At 71.8% G+C, this 16883-nt stretch carries 17 protein-coding genes; 8 read left to right on the forward strand and 9 right to left on the reverse strand.

The features are described 5' to 3' along the window. Nucleotides 1-89: 89 nt before the first annotated feature. Nucleotides 90-995 (forward strand): helix-turn-helix transcriptional regulator, encoded by a 906-nt coding sequence (locus tag ACZ59A_RS06950; RefSeq protein ID WP_470954446.1) that lies wholly within the window; start codon nt 90-92, stop codon nt 993-995. A gap of 96 nt (nt 996-1091) precedes the next feature. Beyond that, entirely contained in the window at nt 1092-2141 is a 1050-nt protein-coding gene (locus ACZ59A_RS06955) for an NAD(P)-dependent alcohol dehydrogenase (protein WP_470954448.1), read from the forward strand. A 98-nt stretch (nt 2142-2239) separates the two neighbouring features. On the opposite strand, the gene ACZ59A_RS06960 is transcribed toward ACZ59A_RS06955, so the two are convergent. Next, nucleotides 2240-3607, reverse strand: a complete 1368-nt coding sequence (locus ACZ59A_RS06960) for an FAD-binding oxidoreductase (protein ID WP_470954451.1) — start codon at nt 3605-3607, stop codon at nt 2240-2242. 79 nt (nt 3608-3686) lie between these two features. Further along, the gene (locus ACZ59A_RS06965; protein ID WP_470954454.1) at nt 3687-4757 is read right to left on the reverse strand and encodes a phage baseplate protein; all 1071 of its coding nucleotides are present in this window, start codon (nt 4755-4757) and stop codon (nt 3687-3689) included. A gap of 216 nt (nt 4758-4973) precedes the next feature. Between ACZ59A_RS06965 and ACZ59A_RS06970 the strand changes: the two genes are divergently transcribed. From ACZ59A_RS06970 to ACZ59A_RS06980, 3 genes are read left to right on the forward strand one after another with little or no spacing between them, the layout of a single operon-like run. Further along, on the forward strand, nt 4974-5474 hold the full coding sequence (locus ACZ59A_RS06970) for a SigE family RNA polymerase sigma factor (RefSeq protein ID WP_468052787.1): 501 nt from the start codon (nt 4974-4976) through the stop codon (nt 5472-5474). After that, entirely contained in the window at nt 5467-5901 is a 435-nt protein-coding gene (locus tag ACZ59A_RS06975; RefSeq protein ID WP_470954458.1) for a hypothetical protein, read from the forward strand. Before ACZ59A_RS06970 ends, ACZ59A_RS06975 begins: the two co-directional genes overlap by 8 nt. A gap of 37 nt (nt 5902-5938) precedes the next feature. After that, nucleotides 5939-7213 (forward strand): mannosyltransferase family protein, encoded by a 1275-nt coding sequence (locus ACZ59A_RS06980; RefSeq protein ID WP_470954461.1) that lies wholly within the window; start codon nt 5939-5941, stop codon nt 7211-7213. A gap of 30 nt (nt 7214-7243) precedes the next feature. Here ACZ59A_RS06980 and hppD read toward each other — a convergent pair whose 3' ends face one another. Continuing rightward, on the reverse strand, nt 7244-8389 hold the full coding sequence (gene hppD / locus ACZ59A_RS06985) for a 4-hydroxyphenylpyruvate dioxygenase (RefSeq protein WP_470954463.1): 1146 nt from the start codon (nt 8387-8389) through the stop codon (nt 7244-7246). A 134-nt stretch (nt 8390-8523) separates the two neighbouring features. Between hppD and ACZ59A_RS06990 the strand changes: the two genes are divergently transcribed. The 3 genes from ACZ59A_RS06990 to ACZ59A_RS07000 all read left to right on the forward strand — a co-directional run bounded on the left by ACZ59A_RS06990 (nt 8524) and on the right by ACZ59A_RS07000 (nt 9876). Next, complete coding sequence (locus ACZ59A_RS06990) at nt 8524-8991, forward strand: Lrp/AsnC family transcriptional regulator (protein WP_468052780.1); 468 nt, start codon at nt 8524-8526, stop codon at nt 8989-8991. Nucleotides 8992-9052: 61 nt separating this feature from the next. Continuing rightward, the gene (locus tag ACZ59A_RS06995) at nt 9053-9673 is read left to right on the forward strand and encodes an ArsR/SmtB family transcription factor (RefSeq protein WP_470954467.1); all 621 of its coding nucleotides are present in this window, start codon (nt 9053-9055) and stop codon (nt 9671-9673) included. A gap of 23 nt (nt 9674-9696) precedes the next feature. After that, nucleotides 9697-9876: a hypothetical protein gene (locus tag ACZ59A_RS07000; RefSeq protein WP_470954469.1), complete on the forward strand. Its 180-nt coding sequence runs from the start codon at nt 9697-9699 to the stop codon at nt 9874-9876. On the opposite strand, the gene ACZ59A_RS07005 is transcribed toward ACZ59A_RS07000, so the two are convergent. The 6 genes from ACZ59A_RS07005 to ACZ59A_RS07030 form a co-directional block, all read right to left on the reverse strand. Continuing rightward, entirely contained in the window at nt 9873-10673 is an 801-nt protein-coding gene (locus ACZ59A_RS07005; RefSeq protein ID WP_470954471.1) for a S16 family serine protease, read from the reverse strand. The genes ACZ59A_RS07000 and ACZ59A_RS07005 overlap by 4 nt on opposite strands. Nucleotides 10674-10739: 66 nt before the next feature. Beyond that, nucleotides 10740-11381 carry an IclR family transcriptional regulator gene (locus ACZ59A_RS07010; protein ID WP_468052772.1) on the reverse strand — a complete coding sequence of 214 codons (642 nt, stop codon included), beginning with the start codon at nt 11379-11381 and terminating at the stop codon, nt 10740-10742. A 242-nt stretch (nt 11382-11623) separates the two neighbouring features. Beyond that, entirely contained in the window at nt 11624-13420 is a 1797-nt protein-coding gene (locus ACZ59A_RS07015; protein WP_470954474.1) for a DEAD/DEAH box helicase, read from the reverse strand. A gap of 114 nt (nt 13421-13534) precedes the next feature. Then, complete coding sequence (locus tag ACZ59A_RS07020; RefSeq protein ID WP_470954476.1) at nt 13535-15061, reverse strand: MFS transporter; 1527 nt, start codon at nt 15059-15061, stop codon at nt 13535-13537. An 87-nt stretch (nt 15062-15148) separates the two neighbouring features. Continuing rightward, a complete protein-coding gene (locus ACZ59A_RS07025) occupies nt 15149-16219 on the reverse strand; it encodes a YeiH family protein (protein ID WP_470954479.1) in 1071 nt (356 codons plus the stop codon). A 37-nt stretch (nt 16220-16256) separates the two neighbouring features. Further along, nucleotides 16257-16817: a cysteine dioxygenase family protein gene (locus ACZ59A_RS07030; protein WP_470954482.1), complete on the reverse strand. Its 561-nt coding sequence runs from the start codon at nt 16815-16817 to the stop codon at nt 16257-16259. Nucleotides 16818-16883 lie beyond the last annotated feature (66 nt).

The raw sequence follows: 16883 nt of genomic DNA on the forward strand, positions 1-16883 counted from the left end.
GGAACCGCTGCCTGGGCACGATCGGCCTAGGTTCAACAGACCTACTTTGACACCGCCCGGCGCCATTTTGGACGCCAATACTGGAAGCCATGGACCGCAACACCGAGCTCAGTGAGTTCCTGCGGAGCCGCAGGGCACGGCTGAGCCCTACGGACGCGGGAGTCAGCGCCAGCAGCCCCACCCGCCGCCGGGTCCCGGGGCTTCGCCGCGAGGAGCTGGCACACCTCGCCGGAATGAGCACCGACTACTACACGCGGCTGGAACAGGGACGCCACCTCAATGTCTCGGAGGCGGTCCTGGACGCCGTGGCCCGCGCGCTGCAGCTGGACGACACCGAGCGCGCGTACCTCTTCGAACTGGCCCGGCCGCGCCCGCGCAGCGCGGTGCGCCGCCGCCCGTCCCGCCCCCAGCGGGTGCGGCAGGGGGTGCACGACATGCTGCGGATGCTGGACGGGGTCTCGCCCGCGTTCGTGGTGGGCCGCCGGAGCGATGTCCTGGCCGCCAACCGGCTGGCCAAGGCGCTGACCATCGACTTCGACGCGCTTCCGTACCACGAGCGGAACCTGGCCCGTTTCATGTTCCTCGACGAGGCGGCGCGCGAGCTGTGGCCGGAGTGGGAGGCGGTCGCGGCGGATACGGTGGCCACCCTCCGGCTGGAGGCGGGCCGCCGCCCCGACGATCCGCGGCTGACCGAGCTGGTGGGCGAGCTGACCATCAAGAGCGCGGAGTTCCGCAAGTGGTGGGCGGACCACAACGTGCGGGAGAAGACGCACGGCACCAAGCTCTACCGGCACCCCGTGGTCGGGGACATGACGCTCGCCTACGAGATGGTGCACTTCCCCGGCGATGCCGACCAGGCGATGTGCATCTACACGGTCGAGCCCGGGTCGCCCTCGGAAGAGGCGCTGCGGCTGCTGGCGAGCTGGACGGCGACCCCGTCGGGCGACCGCCCGGCCCCCGCCCCGCGCTCGCCCGGTTCCCCGCGCCTTTCCTGACACCCCCTTCACCCCATTTCCACCCGTACTTTAACTTTTCTCTCTCACGTTCCCTTTCGCGCGACTTCGCGCTGTTCCACCAAGGAGAGCACCGATATGACCCTCAGCGTCACCGCCTACGCGGCTTCCGCCCCGAAGGCACCGCTGGAGAAGACCACCATCGAGCGCCGCGCACTGCGCGAGCACGACATCCTCATAGAGATCGCCTACGCGGGTATTTGCCACTCCGACATCCACCAGGCCCGCGAGGAGTGGGGCGCCGCCCAGTTCCCGATGGTGCCCGGCCATGAGATCGCCGGTGTCGTCACCGAGGTCGGCCCGGGCGTGACCAAGTACGCCGTGGGCGACCGGGTCGGCGTGGGCTGCTTCGTCGACTCCTGCCGGGAGTGCGAGAACTGCCTCGCGGGCGAGGAGCACTTCTGCCTCAAGGGCGAGGTGCAGACGTACAACGGCACCGAGTACGACGGCGCCCCCACGTACGGCGGCTACAGCACCCACGTCGTCGTCGACGAGAACTACGCGCTCCGCATCCCCGAGGGGATCGGGCTGGACGTCGCGGCCCCGCTGCTGTGCGCGGGCATCACCCTCTACTCGCCGCTGGCCCACTGGAAGGCGGGCCCCGGCAAGAAGGTCGCGATCGTGGGCCTGGGCGGCCTCGGCCACATGGGCGTCAAGATCGCCGACGCGATGGGCGCCGAGGTCACCGTGCTGAGCCAGACGCTCCGCAAGAAGGACGACGGGCTTCGGCTGGGCGCCGACCACTTCTACGCGACCGGCGACGAGTCCACCTTCACCGAGCTGGCCGGTACGTTCGACCTGATCGTCAACACCACGTCGGCGAACCTCCCGCTGGACGCCTACCTGTCGCTGCTGAAGCGGGACGGCACGCTCGTTCACGTGGGCGCGCCGGAGAACCCCAGCGCCTTCAGCCAGTTCTCCCTGATCCTGGGCCGCAGGACGATGGCGGGCTCGAAGATCGGCAGCATCCGGGAGACGCAGGAGATGCTGGACTTCTGCGCCGAGCACGGCTTCGGCGCGGAGATCGAGGTGATCAACGGCGACCAGATCAACGAGGCTTACGACCGCGTCGTGAACAGCGATGTGCGGTACCGCTTCGTGATCGACATCGCGTCGCTGAAGGCGTAACCGCCGTACGGGAGCCAGATGAGAAGGGGGCGCGCGGTCCGGCCGCGCGCCCCCTTCCGGCATGTCCCGGTCTCCGGTCTCCGGTCTTCGATCAGAACTCAGAAGAGCTTGCCCGGGTTGAGCAGGCCCAGGGGGTCGAAGACCTGCTTGACGCCCTGCTGCAACTCCACCCCCACCGGTCCCAGTTCGCGCGCGAGCCACTCCCGCTTCAGCACGCCCACGCCGTGCTCCCCCGTGATCGTGCCGCCCAGCTCCAGGCCCAGCGCCATGATCTCGTCGAACGACTCGCGCGCCCGCCGCGACTCGTCCTCGTCGGCGGGGTCGAAGCAGACCGTCGGATGGGTGTTGCCGTCGCCCGCGTGGGCCACGACGCCGATCGTGAGGGCGTACTTCTCGGCGATGGCCGCCGTGCCGTCGATCATCTCGGCGAGGCGGGAGCGCGGCACGCAGACGTCGTCGATCATCGTGACGCCCTTGACCGCCTCCAGCGCGGTCAGCGTCATGCGGCGGGCCTGGAGCAGCAGGTCGGACTCGGCCGCGTCGTCCGCCGGGACCACCTCGGTCGCCCCGGCGGCCGTGCACAGCTCGCCCACGGCGGCCAGGTCGGACGCCGGGTCCGGGGTGTCGAAGGCGCACATCAGCAGGGCCTCGGTGGACTCGGGGAGCCCCATGTCGCCCAGGGCGTTGACGGCGCGCACGCTCGTACGGTCCATCAGCTCCAGCAGCGAGGGCACATGGCCGCGCTCCATGATGCGGCAGATCGCGTCGCACGCGGCCGCGGTGGAGGGGAACTCGGCGGCCAGGACGAGCTGTTCGGGCGGGGCGGGCTTGAGCGCCAGGACTGCCCGTACGACGATGCCGAGGCTCCCCTCGGAGCCGACGAAGAGGCGGGTCAGGTCGTAGCCCGCGACCCCCTTGGCGGTGCGGCGGCCGGTGGACAGCAGGCGGCCGTCGGCGAGAACGACGTCCAGACCGAGGACGTACTCGGCGGTCACGCCGTACTTCACACAGCACAGCCCGCCCGACGCCGTGCCGATGTTGCCGCCGATGGTGCACTGCTCCCAGCTGCTGGGGTCGGGCGGGTAATACAGCCCCTTCTCCAGCACCGCGCGCGACAGCGCCGCGTTCACCACGCCCGGTTCGACGACCGCGATCCGGTCGATCGGGTTGATCTCCAGGATGCGGTCCATCTTGACCAGGGACAGCACGATGCAGCCGTCGGACGCGTTCGCCGCGCCCGACAGGCCGGTGCGCGCGCCCTGCGGGACGATGGGGACGCGCAGCGCCGTGGCCGTACGGCAGACATGCTGCACCTGCTCCACGGTGCGGGGGAGGACGACCGCGGCGGGCACGCCCGCGTCGCAGAAGCTCGCCATGTCGTTGGCGTACGCCGCCATGACATCGGGGTCGGTGAGCACTGCCTCCTCGGGGAGGCCCTCCCGCAGCGACTCGATGAGGTCGGTCATACCTCCAGGCTCGCACTCGGCCGGGCGCCAGGGAAGATCGGCGCGGCGACCGGGTTAAGAGACGTTCACCGCGGCCCGGTCACTGCGGCTTGTAGTAGACGCTCAGTTCGCGGGCGCCGGAGAGGCCGGAGGCGAAGCCCATGCACAGCCTGCGCGGGCTGGTGAGCTGGACGGCCATGCCCTCGGGCTCGCGGTAGCCGAGCGAGTATCCGGCCTCGGTGCGGGAGCGCTGGACCAGCTCGCCGGTGCGCAGATCGACGCAGGAGACATGGGCGTTGCCGTGGCCGGAGGGCGGGTTGGGGCCGTTCTCGTCGGAGTACGCGGTCCCGGTCAGCTGATAGACGTAGTCGCCGAGCACCGCGAAGCCCTGGAAGACCTCGTCGTCCGCGACGCCCGCCTGGGGTATGTCGTCGTACACCGCGGTGTAGTCGCCCGCCGTGACCCCGGCCAGGCTCATCAGCCGGTACCGGACCCCGCCGCCCTGGCGGTAGCGCAGCAGCAGCCGCTTGTTGAGCATGTCGACGGCGGGCTGGTTGCTGGTCGAACCGGCCACCGGGCGGTGGGTGGCCAGGCCGGACGCGCCGCTGTCGAGGACGGCACCGTCCTTGAACACGAAGCGGCTGATCGCGCGCCCGTAGCCGGAGTCGGGGTTGGCGTCCGACTCGGTCCACAGGTGGGCGGTGGCGCCGACCGGCTCGCAGCCGATCGAGACGCCGTGGCCGAAGCCCCGGACGTACATGTGGCCCAGCTCGCTGCCGGTGAGGGAGAGCTTGGTGACGCACATGTCGCCGCGCGCGGCCCGGTCGGCGCCGGAGACGGGGGCGGATTCGCCGCTGAGCCGGATGCCGCCCTGCATCAGCTGGATCGTGTAGAGGTGGCCGTTGACGTCGTCGAACGCGAAGGACTGCAGCACGGTGTTGTTGTGCGGTGCCTTCTCGCGGATCAGCTGCGTGGAGGGCACCGAGAGGTCGAACCGGCCACCGGCGGCGGCCTCGGCTATCGCGGCGGCCTCGATGGCCTCGGCTTCGGCGGCTTCGGCATCGGTGGGCCGTACCGCGAAGGCCCCGAGCGCGCCCGCGGCGGCGGCGCCGCCTGCCAGGGCGAACCTACGCCTCGTCAACCGGCCCGCAGCGTACTTTTCCGTCTGCATGCGTACTCAACAACTCCCAAAAGAACACACCGTGTTGGGGTGAACAGGAAACGCCGAGAGTGTAGACGGTGCGATTCTCCGCCCGAGCTGGTGTTCAATTTTTCTGGCATGTGTGGCGCATTGTGTGCTGTATCACTCTCTTTCTCCGCGATCGGGTAGACCGAATGCCCCACGGCGGGCGTATACCCGGCGAGGACAGAGACCCGGGAGTGACAGGTGACCGTCGAGGAGTTCGAAGAGTTCTACGCCCAGGCGGTCACGCGTCTCACGGGGCAGCTGTACGTGATGCTCGGCGACCTGCACGAGGCGCAGGACGTCGTGCAGGAGGCGTTCGTCAAGGGGTGGAGCCGCAGACGGCAGCTCGACCGCGGGGGCCAGCCCGAGGCATGGATCCGTACGGTCGCCTGGCGGCTGGCGGTGAGCCGGTGGCGCTTCCGGCGGCGCACGGCGGACGCCTGGCATCGCGGCGGCGTCTCACCGCCGCATGTCGAGGGCCCGGGACCGGACCAGGTGGTGCTGGTCGAGGCGCTGCGCGAACTCCCGCCCCAGCAGCGGCGCACGCTCACCCTGCACTACCTGTGCGACCTCACCGTCGAGCAGATCGCCGGTGAGACCGGCCTGTCCACCAGCACCGTCAAGACGCACCTGGTCCGCGGACGCGCCGCGCTCGCCCACCGCCTCCAGGACCCGCGCATCGAGGAGGTCTCCGATGTCTGAGCTCCAGGATCCGCTGCGGACGCTGTTCCGGCAGGCCGGTGACCTCGGGCAGGACCGGGCCGGTGCGGCCCCCGTGGCGCACATCGCTGAGCGCGGCAGGCGGGCGCACCGGCGCCGCGTCGCCGCGCTGGCGGCGGGGGCCTGCCTGGTCCTCGCGGGCGGCACCGCGGCCGCTGCCGTGCTCCTGCCGGGCACGCCGCCGCCCGCCGCCCCGGCCACGATCCCCTCCACCGGCCACCCCTCCACCGGCCATTCGCCCTCGGGCCTTCCCTCGACGGGCGTTCCGTCGACGGGCCTTCCGTCGTCCGGGGCGCCGAGCCTGCCGCCGACGACGGGCGGCGCGACAAGAGAAGGGTCGGGCGACGTGACATACCCGCCCACGACGACGTCTCCCCCAGGGAGCAGCACCTCGCCGCCCGGCTCCTGACCCCCGCCCGTACGCCGCCTACGCGAAAGATCCCCGTATGTCAGTCGCCCCGCCCGAGCCGCGCCCCACCGCGCCCAGCACCACGCCCCGTACCGCGCCCAGCCGCCCCACGTGGTCCTCAGCGCCCCCGGAGCGGCCCTCGGCCCGGGGGCGGGTCTTACGCCTCTCCCGGCTGCGCTCCCGGCTTGGCCCGGGCGACCGCGAGGTGCTGTGGCTGTATCTGCTGACCCGAATATCCATATGGATCACCGCCTACGGTGTGCGGTGGCTGTTCCCCGGGAACGGCGACGCGCGCCAGCCCTCCTCCCTCCTCGAACCCTTCGAGCGGTGGGACTGGGGGCACTACCTCCACATAGCGCGCGACGGCTACTTCCCCGGGGAGAGCGGCCCCTGGGACAAGAAGTGGGACAGCCGCGAGGCGTTCTTCCCCGGCTTCCCGATGCTGCTGCGCGCCCTGCACACCGTCATCCCGAGCTGGACCGCGGCCGGGCTGCTGATCTCCTTCGTCGCCGGGGCCGTGGGCGTCCTGGCGCTGGCCCGGATCGCCCGGCTGTATCTGCCCGGCCCGGACGGCGACCGGCGCACCGTGCTGTTCTTCCTGCTCTCACCGTGCGCGATCTTCCTGGCCGTCGGCTACACCGAGGCGCTCTTCCTCGCGTTCGCCCTGCCCGGCTGGCTCGCCGCCCAGCGGCATCGCTGGGCCGCCGCCGCCCTGCTGACCGCCCTGGCCACCACCGTGCGGGTCAGCGGCCTCTTCCTCGCCGCCGCCATCGCCGTCCACTTCGTCCTCACCGCCGCCCGCGCCCGCGGGCACTGGCGGTCGCTGCCCTGGCTGGCCCTGCCCGCGCTGCCCGCCGCGTTGTTCGCCTGGTTCCTGCACGCGCACACCGACGACTGGATGGCCTGGAAGCACGCCCAGGAACGCGGCTGGTTCCGCACCTTCCACACCCCCTGGGAAGGCTGGTCCAACACCTGGCACGCGGCCTTCGACGAGACGCAGACCACCGGATACGCCGCCATGTTCCAGGCCGAACTCGTGGCCATGGTCCTCGGGCTCGTCGTCCTCGGCGTGCTGCTGTGGCGGCGCCGCTGGGCCGAGGCCGTCTACATCGGCGTCACCCTGTGGGCGCTGGGCACCTCGTACTGGTTCATGTCCATCCCCCGCTCCACCCTGCTGTGGTGGCCCCTGTGGATCGGACTGGCGGGCTGGAGCCTGCGCACGCCCCGGGTCAGGACCGTCTACCTGTACCTCGTCGCGCCCGTGAGCACCGTCTTCGGCCTCGCCTTCCTGTCGGGCCGGTGGGCGGGCTGACCAGCCGGGGCCGAGGGCCCCGGCCCGCCGTCACAGATTGCCGCGCTTGGCCTGCTCGCGCTCGATCGCCTCGAACAGCGCCTTGAAGTTCCCCTTGCCGAACCCCATCGACCCGTGCCGCTCGATCATCTCGAAGAAGACCGTCGGCCGGTCCTGCACGGGCTTGGTGAAGATCTGCAACAGGTACCCGTCCTCGTCCCGGTCCGCGAGGATCTTCAGCTCCCGCAGGGTCTCGATCGGCACGCGCGTGTCCCCGACCCACTCCCCCAGCGTCTCGTAGTACGAGTCGGGCGTGTCCAGGAACTGGACGCCCGCCGCGCGCATCGCGCGCACCGTCGCGACGATGTCGTTCGTGGCGAGGGCGATGTGCTGGACGCCGGGTCCGCCGTAGAACTCCAGGTACTCGTCGATCTGCGACTTCTTCTTCCCCACCGCCGGTTCGTTCAGGGGGAACTTGACCTTCCGGGTGCCGTCCGCGACGACCTTCGACATCAGGGCGGAGTACTCGGTGGCGATGTCGTCGCCGACGAACTCCTTCATGTTGGTGAAGCCCATGACCCGGTTGTAGAAGGCCACCCACTCGTCCATATGGCCCAGCTCGACATTGCCGACGCAGTGGTCGATGGCCTGGAACAGCCTCTTCTCGGGCGCCGCGACGATCGGGGCGGCGGCGACGTAACCCGGCAGATACGGGCCGTCGTAGCCGGAGCGCTCGACAAACGTGTGGCGGGTGTCGCCGTACGTACGGATCGAGGCGAGGACCACCGTCCCGTGCTCGTCCTTGACGTCGTGCGGCTCCTCGATCCCGGTGGCGCCGTGCTCGATCGCGTACGCGTACGCGGCCCGCGCGTCCGGGACCTCGACGGCGAGGTCGATCACGCCGTCGCCGTGCTCGGCCACATGCTCGGCGAGGAAGCGCCCCCAGGGACCGGACGGCTTGACGACAGAGGTGAACACGAAGCGGGCGCTGCCCGAGACCAGGACGTAACTGGCGGTCTCCCGGCTGCCGTTCTCCGGTCCGGAGTAGGCGACGAGCTTCATGCCGAAGGCGGTGGCGTAGAAGTGGGCGGCCTGCTTGGCGTTGCCGACGGCGAAGACGACCGCGTCCATACCCTTCACCGGGAAGGGGTCTGCCTGCCGCGCGGTGGTCGGGGTGGGGTTCAGGATCTCAGTCATATGTTCAGCGTCTCTCCGCCTCTCAGGGTGCGCAATAGTTCCCGAAATCGCTGGGCATGTTGCATAGCACAGCGCGGAATCCGGGCAGCATTCTGCACAGAGTGACTACCATCACAGAGGCCCCAGGAGGTCCCATGGGAATCGACGCGCTCGACGCCCGCCTGATCGAACTCCTCGCCCGGGAGCCACGCATCGGCGTGCTGGAGGCATCCCGCCGCCTCGGCGTCGCCCGGGGCACCGCCCAGGCGCGGCTGGACAGGCTGCGCACCCAGGGGGTGATCCGCGGCTTCGGCCCGGACGTGGACCCGGCGGCCCTGGGCTACCCGGTCACGGCCTTCGCCACGCTGGAGATCAAACAGGGCCAGGGCCCGGACGTACGGAGCCATCTGGCCGGGGTCCCCGAGGTGCTGGAGCTGCACACCACCACGGGGGAGGGCGACATGCTCTGCCGCCTGGTCGCCCGCTCGAACGCCGACCTGCAGCGGGTGATCGACCGGGTCGTGGGCATCGAGGGCATCGTCCGGGCCTCGACGGCGATCGTGATGGAGAACCCGGTCCCCCTGCGGATCATCCCCCTGGTCCAGCAGGCCGCCGAGGACTGACCCGGACGGGCGTGCAAAAAACCCGTTGCAAAGGAGTCTTTGCACCCTTACTCTGCTCCGCATGGCCCAGAGCGAGGACTCAGCCGACTCGGCGAACGCAGCGGACTCAGACGACAACGTACGGGTACTCGACCCTCGCTCCCTGCGCGGGCTCGCCCACCCGCTGCGCATGCGGCTGCTCGGGGCGCTGCGCGAGTACGGGCCCGCCACCGCCTCCCAACTGGCCGACCGGCTGGGCGAGTCCAGCGGCGCCACCAGCTATCACCTGCGGCAGCTGGCCGCCCATGGCTTCGTCATGGACGACCCGGAGCGCGGCAAGGGGCGCGAGCGGTGGTGGAAGGCGGCGCAGCCCCGCATGCGGTGGGGCACCGAGGAGCTGCTGCGGCACCCCGACCCGTCCGTGCGCGGCGCGATGAACACCCTGATGCACGAGGTGGCCACCGTGCACGGCCAGGACCTGTCCACCTGGCTCGGCACCCAGCACGAATGGCCCACCGAGTGGCGCACGAACTGGGACATCAGCGACTTCACGCTGCGCCTCACGCCCGCCATGGCGCGGGAAATGCTCGACAAAGTGCACGAAGTGATCAACGGCTATCGCGAGATGGAGCTCGACCCGGACACCGAGCACTCCGCCCGGTACCGCGTCCATCTGCACGGCTTCCCGCGTGACGAGGACTGACCCGATCCCTGGGGGGACAGCGAATGTACGGCGACCAGGTCCATCACCTGCTCCACCAGCTGCGCGAACGGCAGCTCCGGCGCGAGGCCCCGCACAGACCGCCGCGCGCGGATCCGCTGCGGACCCGGCTCGGCTGGCGGCTGGTGGAGGTGGGGCTGCGGCTGGCGACGCCGCGGGTGTCCCCTGTGCCCCGGCTCGACTAGCAGTGCGGGACCGCGCCGCCCGACTGGAGGTTGTTCAGGGCCTGCACGGCGCCGTCGAGGGTGGTCACGGGGATCAGCCGCAGGCCCTTCGGCAGCTCGGCCTCGGCGTCACCGCACTCGGCCTTGGGGACCAGGAAGACCGTCGCGCCGTCCCGCTTGGCGGCCTGGGTCTTGAGCGGGACGCCGCCCACCGCGCCGACCTTGCCGCGGGCGTCGATCGTGCCGGTGCCCGCGATCGTACGGCCGCCGGTGAGATCGCCGCCGCGGCCGTCGCCGTCCAGCTTGTCGACGATGCCGAGGGAGAACAGCAGCCCGGCGCTGGGGCCGCCCACGTCCGCGAGGCGCAGCTTCACCTTGACGTCGCCGGGCGACTTGTTGAGGTGGCCGAGGGCGGCGCTGGTGGCCGTGTTCTGCGACTTCCGCATCTCGTCGGCGTTGTGCCGCTCGATCTCCTTGGTCGTGTCGCCCACGTACACCGCCTCGCGTGGCAGCACCGCGCGGTCGGTGCTGAACCAGCCGCTGATCACGTCCCCCAGCCGGACGGTGGCGTCCGGTCCGGTCGCCGCGATCGTCGTCATCCGCAGCTGGCCTTTGGTCTTACGGGTGTCGCTCCCCGAGATGGTGATCACCTGCTTGCCGCCGTCCGCGCCGAGGACGTTCACGGTGGTGCCCGGCTGGGCCACGGTGAACGGCAGGGGGGCGAGCGCGGCGACCGCGAGCAGGGCGATGACCAGCGCGGCGCAGACGGTGAGGATCCGGGTGCGGGGGGAGAGCGCGCGGAGGGAGACGGCAGGCATAGGAGTGAATTTAGTTGACCGGCGGGACGGATGACGTGCCGCCCCGGGACGAGCCTTACGGCCGCGTCACCGCAGGGCGTCCGCGACCTCCCGCGCCGCGTCCACCACCCGTGGTCCGACCCGCTCCGGCACCGCGTCGGACAGCATGACCACGCCCACGCTGCCCTCGATACCGGTCACCCCGACCAGCGGGGCGGCCGCGCCGCTCGCGCCCGCCTCCAGCTCGCCGTGGGTGAGCGCGTACCCAGGGTCGTCGGGGCGGCCCGCGCGGGCGGCGAGGATGGCCCGCCCGGCGGCGCCCCGGTCCAGCGGGTGCCGGAAGCCGGGCCGGTAGGCGACGTGGTAATCGGTCCAGGTCGGCTCGACGACCGCGACGGCGAGCGCCTCGGTGCCGTCGACCAGGGTGAGGTGGGCGGTGGCGCCGATGTCCTCGGCGAGGGCCCGCAGCGCGGGCAGCGCCGCCTCCCGCACCAGCGGATGCACCTGGCGGCCGAGCTGGAGCACCCCGAGCCCGACCCGCGCCCGGCCGCCGATGTCGCGGCGGACCAGGGAGTGCTGTTCGAGGGTGGCCAGCAGCCGGTAGACGACGGTGCGGTTGACGCCGAGCTTGGTGGACAGCTCGGTCACGGTCAGCCCGTGGTCGGTGTCCGCGAGCAGCTTGAGGACACGCAGTCCCCGGTCGAGCGTCTGTGAGGTCTCCGCGGTCACGACGCCCCCTCCTCGGTGATGGGTGGCGGCTCCCCGCGAAGGTGCTCCGCCGGTCGCGGTGGTACGCACCGGCTGCACGCCGCGGCGACGCTGCCACGGGGCGTGTGCGTGCACGAACCGTAGCGAGCGGGTCCGCTCAGCGGAAGTGCTTGTCCAGAATCCGAGCAGATCCCTCGCTCACCGCACACATCGCGGCATGCGCTGCCGCGATGCGCGTTCGCCGGGGGTGATGGAGCAGCGCGTCACCGCATCCGGGTGGCCCACTCCTGCACCTTCTTGATGCGCTCGCGGAGCTGCCCCGCAGTCGCCTCCGCGCTCGGCGGCCCGCCGCAGACCCGGCGCAGCTCGGTGTGGATCACGCCGTGCGGTTTGCCGCTCTGGTGGACGTACGCCCCCACCAGCGTGTTCAGCTGCTTCCGCAGCTCCAGCAGTTCCTTGTGGGTGACCACCGGCCGCCGCTCGGCGGGCATCTCCAGCAGATCCGCCTCCGCGTCCGGCTTCTTACGGCTGTGCGCGATCTGCTTGGCCTGCCGCTTCTGGAGCAGCATCTGCACCTGGTCGGGTTCGAGGAGCCCGGGGATGCCGAGGTAGTCCTGCTCCTCGTCGCTGCCCGGGTGCGCCTGCATGCCGAACTCGGCGCCGTCGTACAGCACCCGGTCGAAGACGGCGTCGGACTCCAGCGCCTCGAAGGGCAGCGCGTCCTGGTCGCCGGTGTCCTCGTCCTGCTGCTTCTCGGCCTCTTCGAGGAGCTTCTCCTCCTCCGCGTACGGGTTCTCCTCCTCGCCCTCCTTCTTCGGCTTGTCGAGGACGTGGTCGCGCTCGACCTCCATCTCGTTGGCGAAGCCGAGCAGGTTCGGGATGGTGGGCAGGAAGACGGACGCGGTCTCGCCGCGCCGCCGCGACCGTACGAAACGGCCGACGGCCTGGGCGAAGAACAGCGGCGTGGAGATGGTGGTCGCGTACACCCCGACCGCGAGGCGCGGCACGTCCACGCCCTCCGACACCATGCGGACCGCGACCATCCAGCGGTCGTCGGAGTGGGTGAAGTCCTCGATGCGCTGCGAGGCGGCGTCCTCGTCGGACAGCACCAGAGTGGCCTTGCTGCCGGTGATCTCGCGGATCAGCTTGGCGTACGCGCGCGCCGAGTCCTGGTCGGAGGCGATGACGAGGGCGCCCGCGTCCGGAATCGCCTTGCGCACCTCGGACAGCCGGTGGTCGGCGGCGCGCAGCACGTTCGGCATCCAGTCGCCGCGCGGGTCGAGCGCGGTACGCCACGCCTGGGAGACCGCGTCCTTGGTCATCGGCTCGCCGAGCCGGGCCTCGATCTCGTCGCCCGCCTTGGTGCGCCAGCGCATGTTGCCGCTGTAGGAGAGGAAGATGACGGGCCGCACGACGCCGTCGTTCAGGGCGTTGCCGTAGCCGTAGGTGTAGTCGGCGGAGGAGCGGCGGATGCCGTCGTTGCCCTCTTCGTAGGTGACGAAGGGGATGGGGTTGGTGTCGGACCGGAAGGGCGTGCCGGTCAGCGCGAGCCGCCGGGTCGCGGGCTCGAACGCCTCCAGGCATGCCTCGCCCCAGGAGCGGGAGTCACCGGCGTGGTGGATCTCGTCGAGGATGACGAGCGTCTTGCGCTGTTCGATCCGGTTGCGGTGCAGCATGGGCCGTACGCCGACACCCGCGTAGGTGATGGCGATGCCGTGGTACTCGCGGCCCAGCGGGCCCGCGCTGTACTCCGGGTCCAGCTTGATGCCGATGCGGGCCGCGGCCTCCGCCCACTGCTTCTTCAGATGCTCGGTGGGCGCGACGACGGTGATCTGCTGCACGACGTGGTGGTGCATCAGCCAGGAGGCGAGCGTCAGCGCGAACGTCGTCTTACCGGCGCCGGGGGTCGCGACCGCGAGGAAGTCCCGCGGCTGCTCCTCGATGTACTTGTCCAACGCGCCCTGCTGCCAGGCGCGCAGCTTGCTCGCGGTACCCCAGGGCGCCCGTCCGGGGAAGGCGGGCGAGAGGTGATGGCTGGTGGAGGCGGCAGTAGTACTCACGGTCTCCGTCGCGGGCTGACTCGGCGGGGTCGATCGGGAACCGCGTCAGCCTACCGGTGCCGCTCTTCATGCTTCAGGGGTACGCCCCGATCCCACCCGGGGGTGGGATCAGGCTCACACCTTTCCCGGCTGTGCCCGCTCCGCGGAACGCGGTCGCAGGCGGGTGGTCACCCAGGCCCCGGCCAGGGCCACGGCCGCCATCGCCGCGTACACGGCGGCGAAGGCGGCGGGGTGGGAGGACACGGCGGCCGGGGCGGCGGTGGCCTGGTGGGTGGGGGCGATGGCGCCGCCGCCGAAGGCGACGAAGAGGACGCCGCTCACCCCGACCAGGGTGATGTTGCCGAGCGCGTCGGAGACCTGGAGCGAGGAGGAGTTGCTTCCCGCGTCGTCGGGCCCGGACAGCTTCAGCATCAGCACGCTCGCGCTGGAGATGGTCACCCCCATCCCGCAGCCGCCGACCGCCCACGCGACGGCGACGGTCCACACCGGTACGGAGTCGGCGAGCGCCAGCGGCACCAGGGCGATGGCCACGGCTATCAGCAGCATGCCCAGCCCCATCAGCCGCTCCCGGTACGGCTCCATCCGGGGGCGGCTCTGGGTGTACGAGCCGAGCGCCCACGTCAGCCCGCCGCCCGCGAGAGTGAGCCCGGCGGCGGTCGGGGACAGTCCGCGCTGGGTGACCAGCATCAGCGGAACGAAGCTCTCCGCACCCAGGAACGCGCCCGCCGCGACCCCGCGCAGCAGCACCACCGACGGCAGCCCGCGGGCGGCGCGGAAGGTGCCCGCGGGGAGCAGCCGCAGCACGCACGGCACGAGCAGGGCGAGCCCGGCGGCGGCCGGGAGGAGGGAGTACCAGGCCAGGTCCTGGGCCGCGTACTGGAGCAGCCCGGCGCCGCCCGCGACGGCCAGCGCGAGGAGGATCCGGCGGCGGTCCATGGCCGGGGAGCGGCCGCCGGGCGGCAAGGTGCGCAGGGCCGGGAGCATCACAGCGAGCGGCAGCAGCACCAGCACCGGGATGGACAGGAACACCCAGCGCCACCCGGCCTGTTCGGTGACGGTCCCGGCGACGACCGGCCCGACGATGACCGGCAGCACCCACGCGGCGGAGAACGACGCCAGGATGGCGGGCTGGAGACGCCGCGAATACGCCCGGCCGACGACGACGTACAGGGCGACGATCACCAGGCCGCCACCGATGCCCTGGACGGCGCGCCCGCCCACGAACATCCACATCCGCTGCGCCGTCCCCGCGACCACCAGTCCCGCGCCGAACGCCACGATGCCGCCGAACAGCGGCGCGAGCGGCCCCTTGCGGTCGCACCACTCCCCCGACAGCGCCATCGCGAACAGGCTCGCGGTGAAGTAGGCGGAGAAGGCGTACGCGTACAGCTCGACGCCGTCCAGGGCGCGGGCCGCGATCGGCATGGCGGTGTTGACCGCGCTCGCCTCGAAGGCGATGAGGGACACGACGGCGACGATGCCGAGGGTCAGCGCGCGGTGGCGGCGGCCGAGGATGGTGTCGCCCGCTCGGTCGGTGGCGGTGTCCGTGCCCGTGCCGGTGTCCGTGCCCGTATAGGCGTCCGGCTCGGCCGTGCGTGAGGTGGTGCCCAGGTCCGCGTCAGGCGGGTCGAGAGCGGTCATGCCCGTCAGGGTAAGAGCCGTGGCGCGGTGTGACACCTGTCCGAGGTCGGTAGTTCGCCTCGGCCATCGGTCGTACGACGGGGGGCGTCAGGTCGTGAGCAGCACACCCGCGTACGAGACCCCCGCGATCACTCCCCAGGAGCACAGGCCCAGCGCCGCGACCCGGGCGCCGGTGCGGGTGAGGGAGGGCAGATGGACCGCGCTGCCGAGGCCGAAGAGGGCGGCGGCCAGCAGGAGTTCCTGGCCGGTGGCGGCGGTGTCGAGCGCGACGGCGGGCAGCAGACCGGTGCTGCGCAGCGCGACCATGACGAGGAACCCGGCAACGAACAGCGGCACCAGCGGGGGCCGCTTGGCCGCCGCGCTGGTGCGCCGGGCTCCGGCCCGGGCCCGTACGGACACGGCGAGCGCGGCGACGAGCGGGGCGAGCAGCGCCACCCGCATCAGCTTGACCAGCACCGCTTCCTTCAGCGCCGCGGGCCCGGCCGTCTGCGCGGCCGCCACCACCTGGCCCACGTCGTGCACGCTCGCGCCCACCCAGCGGCCGAACTGCGCGTCGCCGAGCCCCAGCGGCTGCTGGAGCAGGGGCAGTACGGCGATGGCGAGCGTGCCGCACAGCGTCACCAGCGCGACGGAGGTGGCCACGTCCCGTTCGTCGCTCTCGGACACCTCGCCGACCGCGCCGATCGCGGACGCGCCGCAGATCGAGTACCCGGTGGCGATCAGCAGCGGCTGGTCGCCGCGCAGCCCCATCCGCCGCCCGAGCCACCAGGTGCCGCAGAAGGTGGCGGCGACCACGCAGAACACCATCGCGACGGTGGCCCAGCCGAGGCCGAGGACGTCATTCAGGCTGAGCTTCAGGCCGAGCAGCACGATGCCGAGCCGCATCAGCCGCTTCCCCGCGAGGGAGAGCCCGGCCCGGCCGCGGCCCCGTACGAGCCCCCGGGTGCCGGGCAGATGCGCGGCGCCGATGCCGAGCACGACGGCGGCGGTGAGCAGGGGTACGGCGGGCACGGCCCGGTGCACGCCCCACGCGGCCACGACCCCGCAGGCGGCCAGCCCGAGCCCGTACGCGGGGGCCGGTATCCGCCGCCGGGGAGCTGTCGTGGTCGACGGTCCCGTCCTGGCGGCCTGAGCCGCCCCCGCCCCGATCACCGCCATGCCGTCACCGCCGTCGCGCGGATGACGCGGGTCCCGGTCACAGGTCGTCCACCGCGGGGGCCTCGTACACCCGGCGGACGCTGCTGCCCAGCCGCACGATGTCCGCGCCGTAGACGTGGATCGAGATCGCCTTCGTGCCACAGGCGTTCCACACCCTGTGGATATCTCCCGGCGGCGCGAAGCCGCAGACCGCGCCCCGCGGGTTGATCACGTCCTCCACTGCGACCAGCCGGGAGGCCGGGCCGTCGGGGACGAGGCGGTAGCGGCGCTCGTGCTCCTCGCCCTCATGGACGCCGGTGACGCACCAGGACACATGGTCGTGGACGGCGGTGCGCTGGCCGGGCAGCCACACCAGGGCGACGACGGAGAAGCTGCCGTCGGGCTCGGCGTGCAGCACGTGCTGGCGGTAGCGGTCGGGATCGCCCTCGCGCTGGGCGGGGGTGAGCAGATCGGACGCGCCGAGGTAGGGGGCGAGGCGTTCGCCCACCAGGTAGGCGGTCACATCGGGCGGCAGGCCGCGTCCGACGGCCTCGCGGACGCCGTCGACGAAGGCGCCGAGGGGGGCCGTGACACGAGAGGACGGATACGCGGTGGTCATATCGGCAGCGTGCGGACGGACCGTCCGGCGCGTCCAACGACAGTTTGTTGGGCGGGGGTCAACCTC

The sequence above is a fragment of the Streptomyces sp. NPDC040405 genome (genome assembly GCF_055595765.1).

Excerpts from the sequence above, each read along its gene's own strand:
- ACZ59A_RS06950 (WP_470954446.1), top strand. The coding sequence starts at position 90 with ATGGACCGCAACACCGAGCTCAGTGAGTTCCTGCGGAGCCGCAGGGCA.
- ACZ59A_RS06955 (WP_470954448.1), top strand. The coding sequence starts at position 1,092 with ATGACCCTCAGCGTCACCGCCTACGCGGCTTCCGCCCCGAAGGCACCG.
- ACZ59A_RS06960 (WP_470954451.1), bottom strand. The coding sequence starts at position 3,607 with ATGACCGACCTCATCGAGTCGCTGCGGGAGGGCCTCCCCGAGGAGGCA.
- ACZ59A_RS06965 (WP_470954454.1), bottom strand. The coding sequence starts at position 4,757 with ATGCAGACGGAAAAGTACGCTGCGGGCCGGTTGACGAGGCGTAGGTTC.
- ACZ59A_RS06975 (WP_470954458.1), top strand. The coding sequence starts at position 5,467 with ATGTCTGAGCTCCAGGATCCGCTGCGGACGCTGTTCCGGCAGGCCGGT.
- ACZ59A_RS06980 (WP_470954461.1), top strand. The coding sequence starts at position 5,939 with ATGTCAGTCGCCCCGCCCGAGCCGCGCCCCACCGCGCCCAGCACCACG.
- hppD (WP_470954463.1), bottom strand. The coding sequence starts at position 8,389 with ATGACTGAGATCCTGAACCCCACCCCGACCACCGCGCGGCAGGCAGAC.
- ACZ59A_RS06990 (WP_468052780.1), top strand. The coding sequence starts at position 8,524 with ATGGGAATCGACGCGCTCGACGCCCGCCTGATCGAACTCCTCGCCCGG.
- ACZ59A_RS06995 (WP_470954467.1), top strand. The coding sequence starts at position 9,053 with ATGGCCCAGAGCGAGGACTCAGCCGACTCGGCGAACGCAGCGGACTCA.
- ACZ59A_RS07000 (WP_470954469.1), top strand. The coding sequence starts at position 9,697 with ATGTACGGCGACCAGGTCCATCACCTGCTCCACCAGCTGCGCGAACGG.
- ACZ59A_RS07005 (WP_470954471.1), bottom strand. The coding sequence starts at position 10,673 with ATGCCTGCCGTCTCCCTCCGCGCGCTCTCCCCCCGCACCCGGATCCTC.
- ACZ59A_RS07020 (WP_470954476.1), bottom strand. The coding sequence starts at position 15,061 with ATGACCGCTCTCGACCCGCCTGACGCGGACCTGGGCACCACCTCACGC.
- ACZ59A_RS07025 (WP_470954479.1), bottom strand. The coding sequence starts at position 16,219 with ATGGCGGTGATCGGGGCGGGGGCGGCTCAGGCCGCCAGGACGGGACCG.
- ACZ59A_RS07030 (WP_470954482.1), bottom strand. The coding sequence starts at position 16,817 with ATGACCACCGCGTATCCGTCCTCTCGTGTCACGGCCCCCCTCGGCGCC.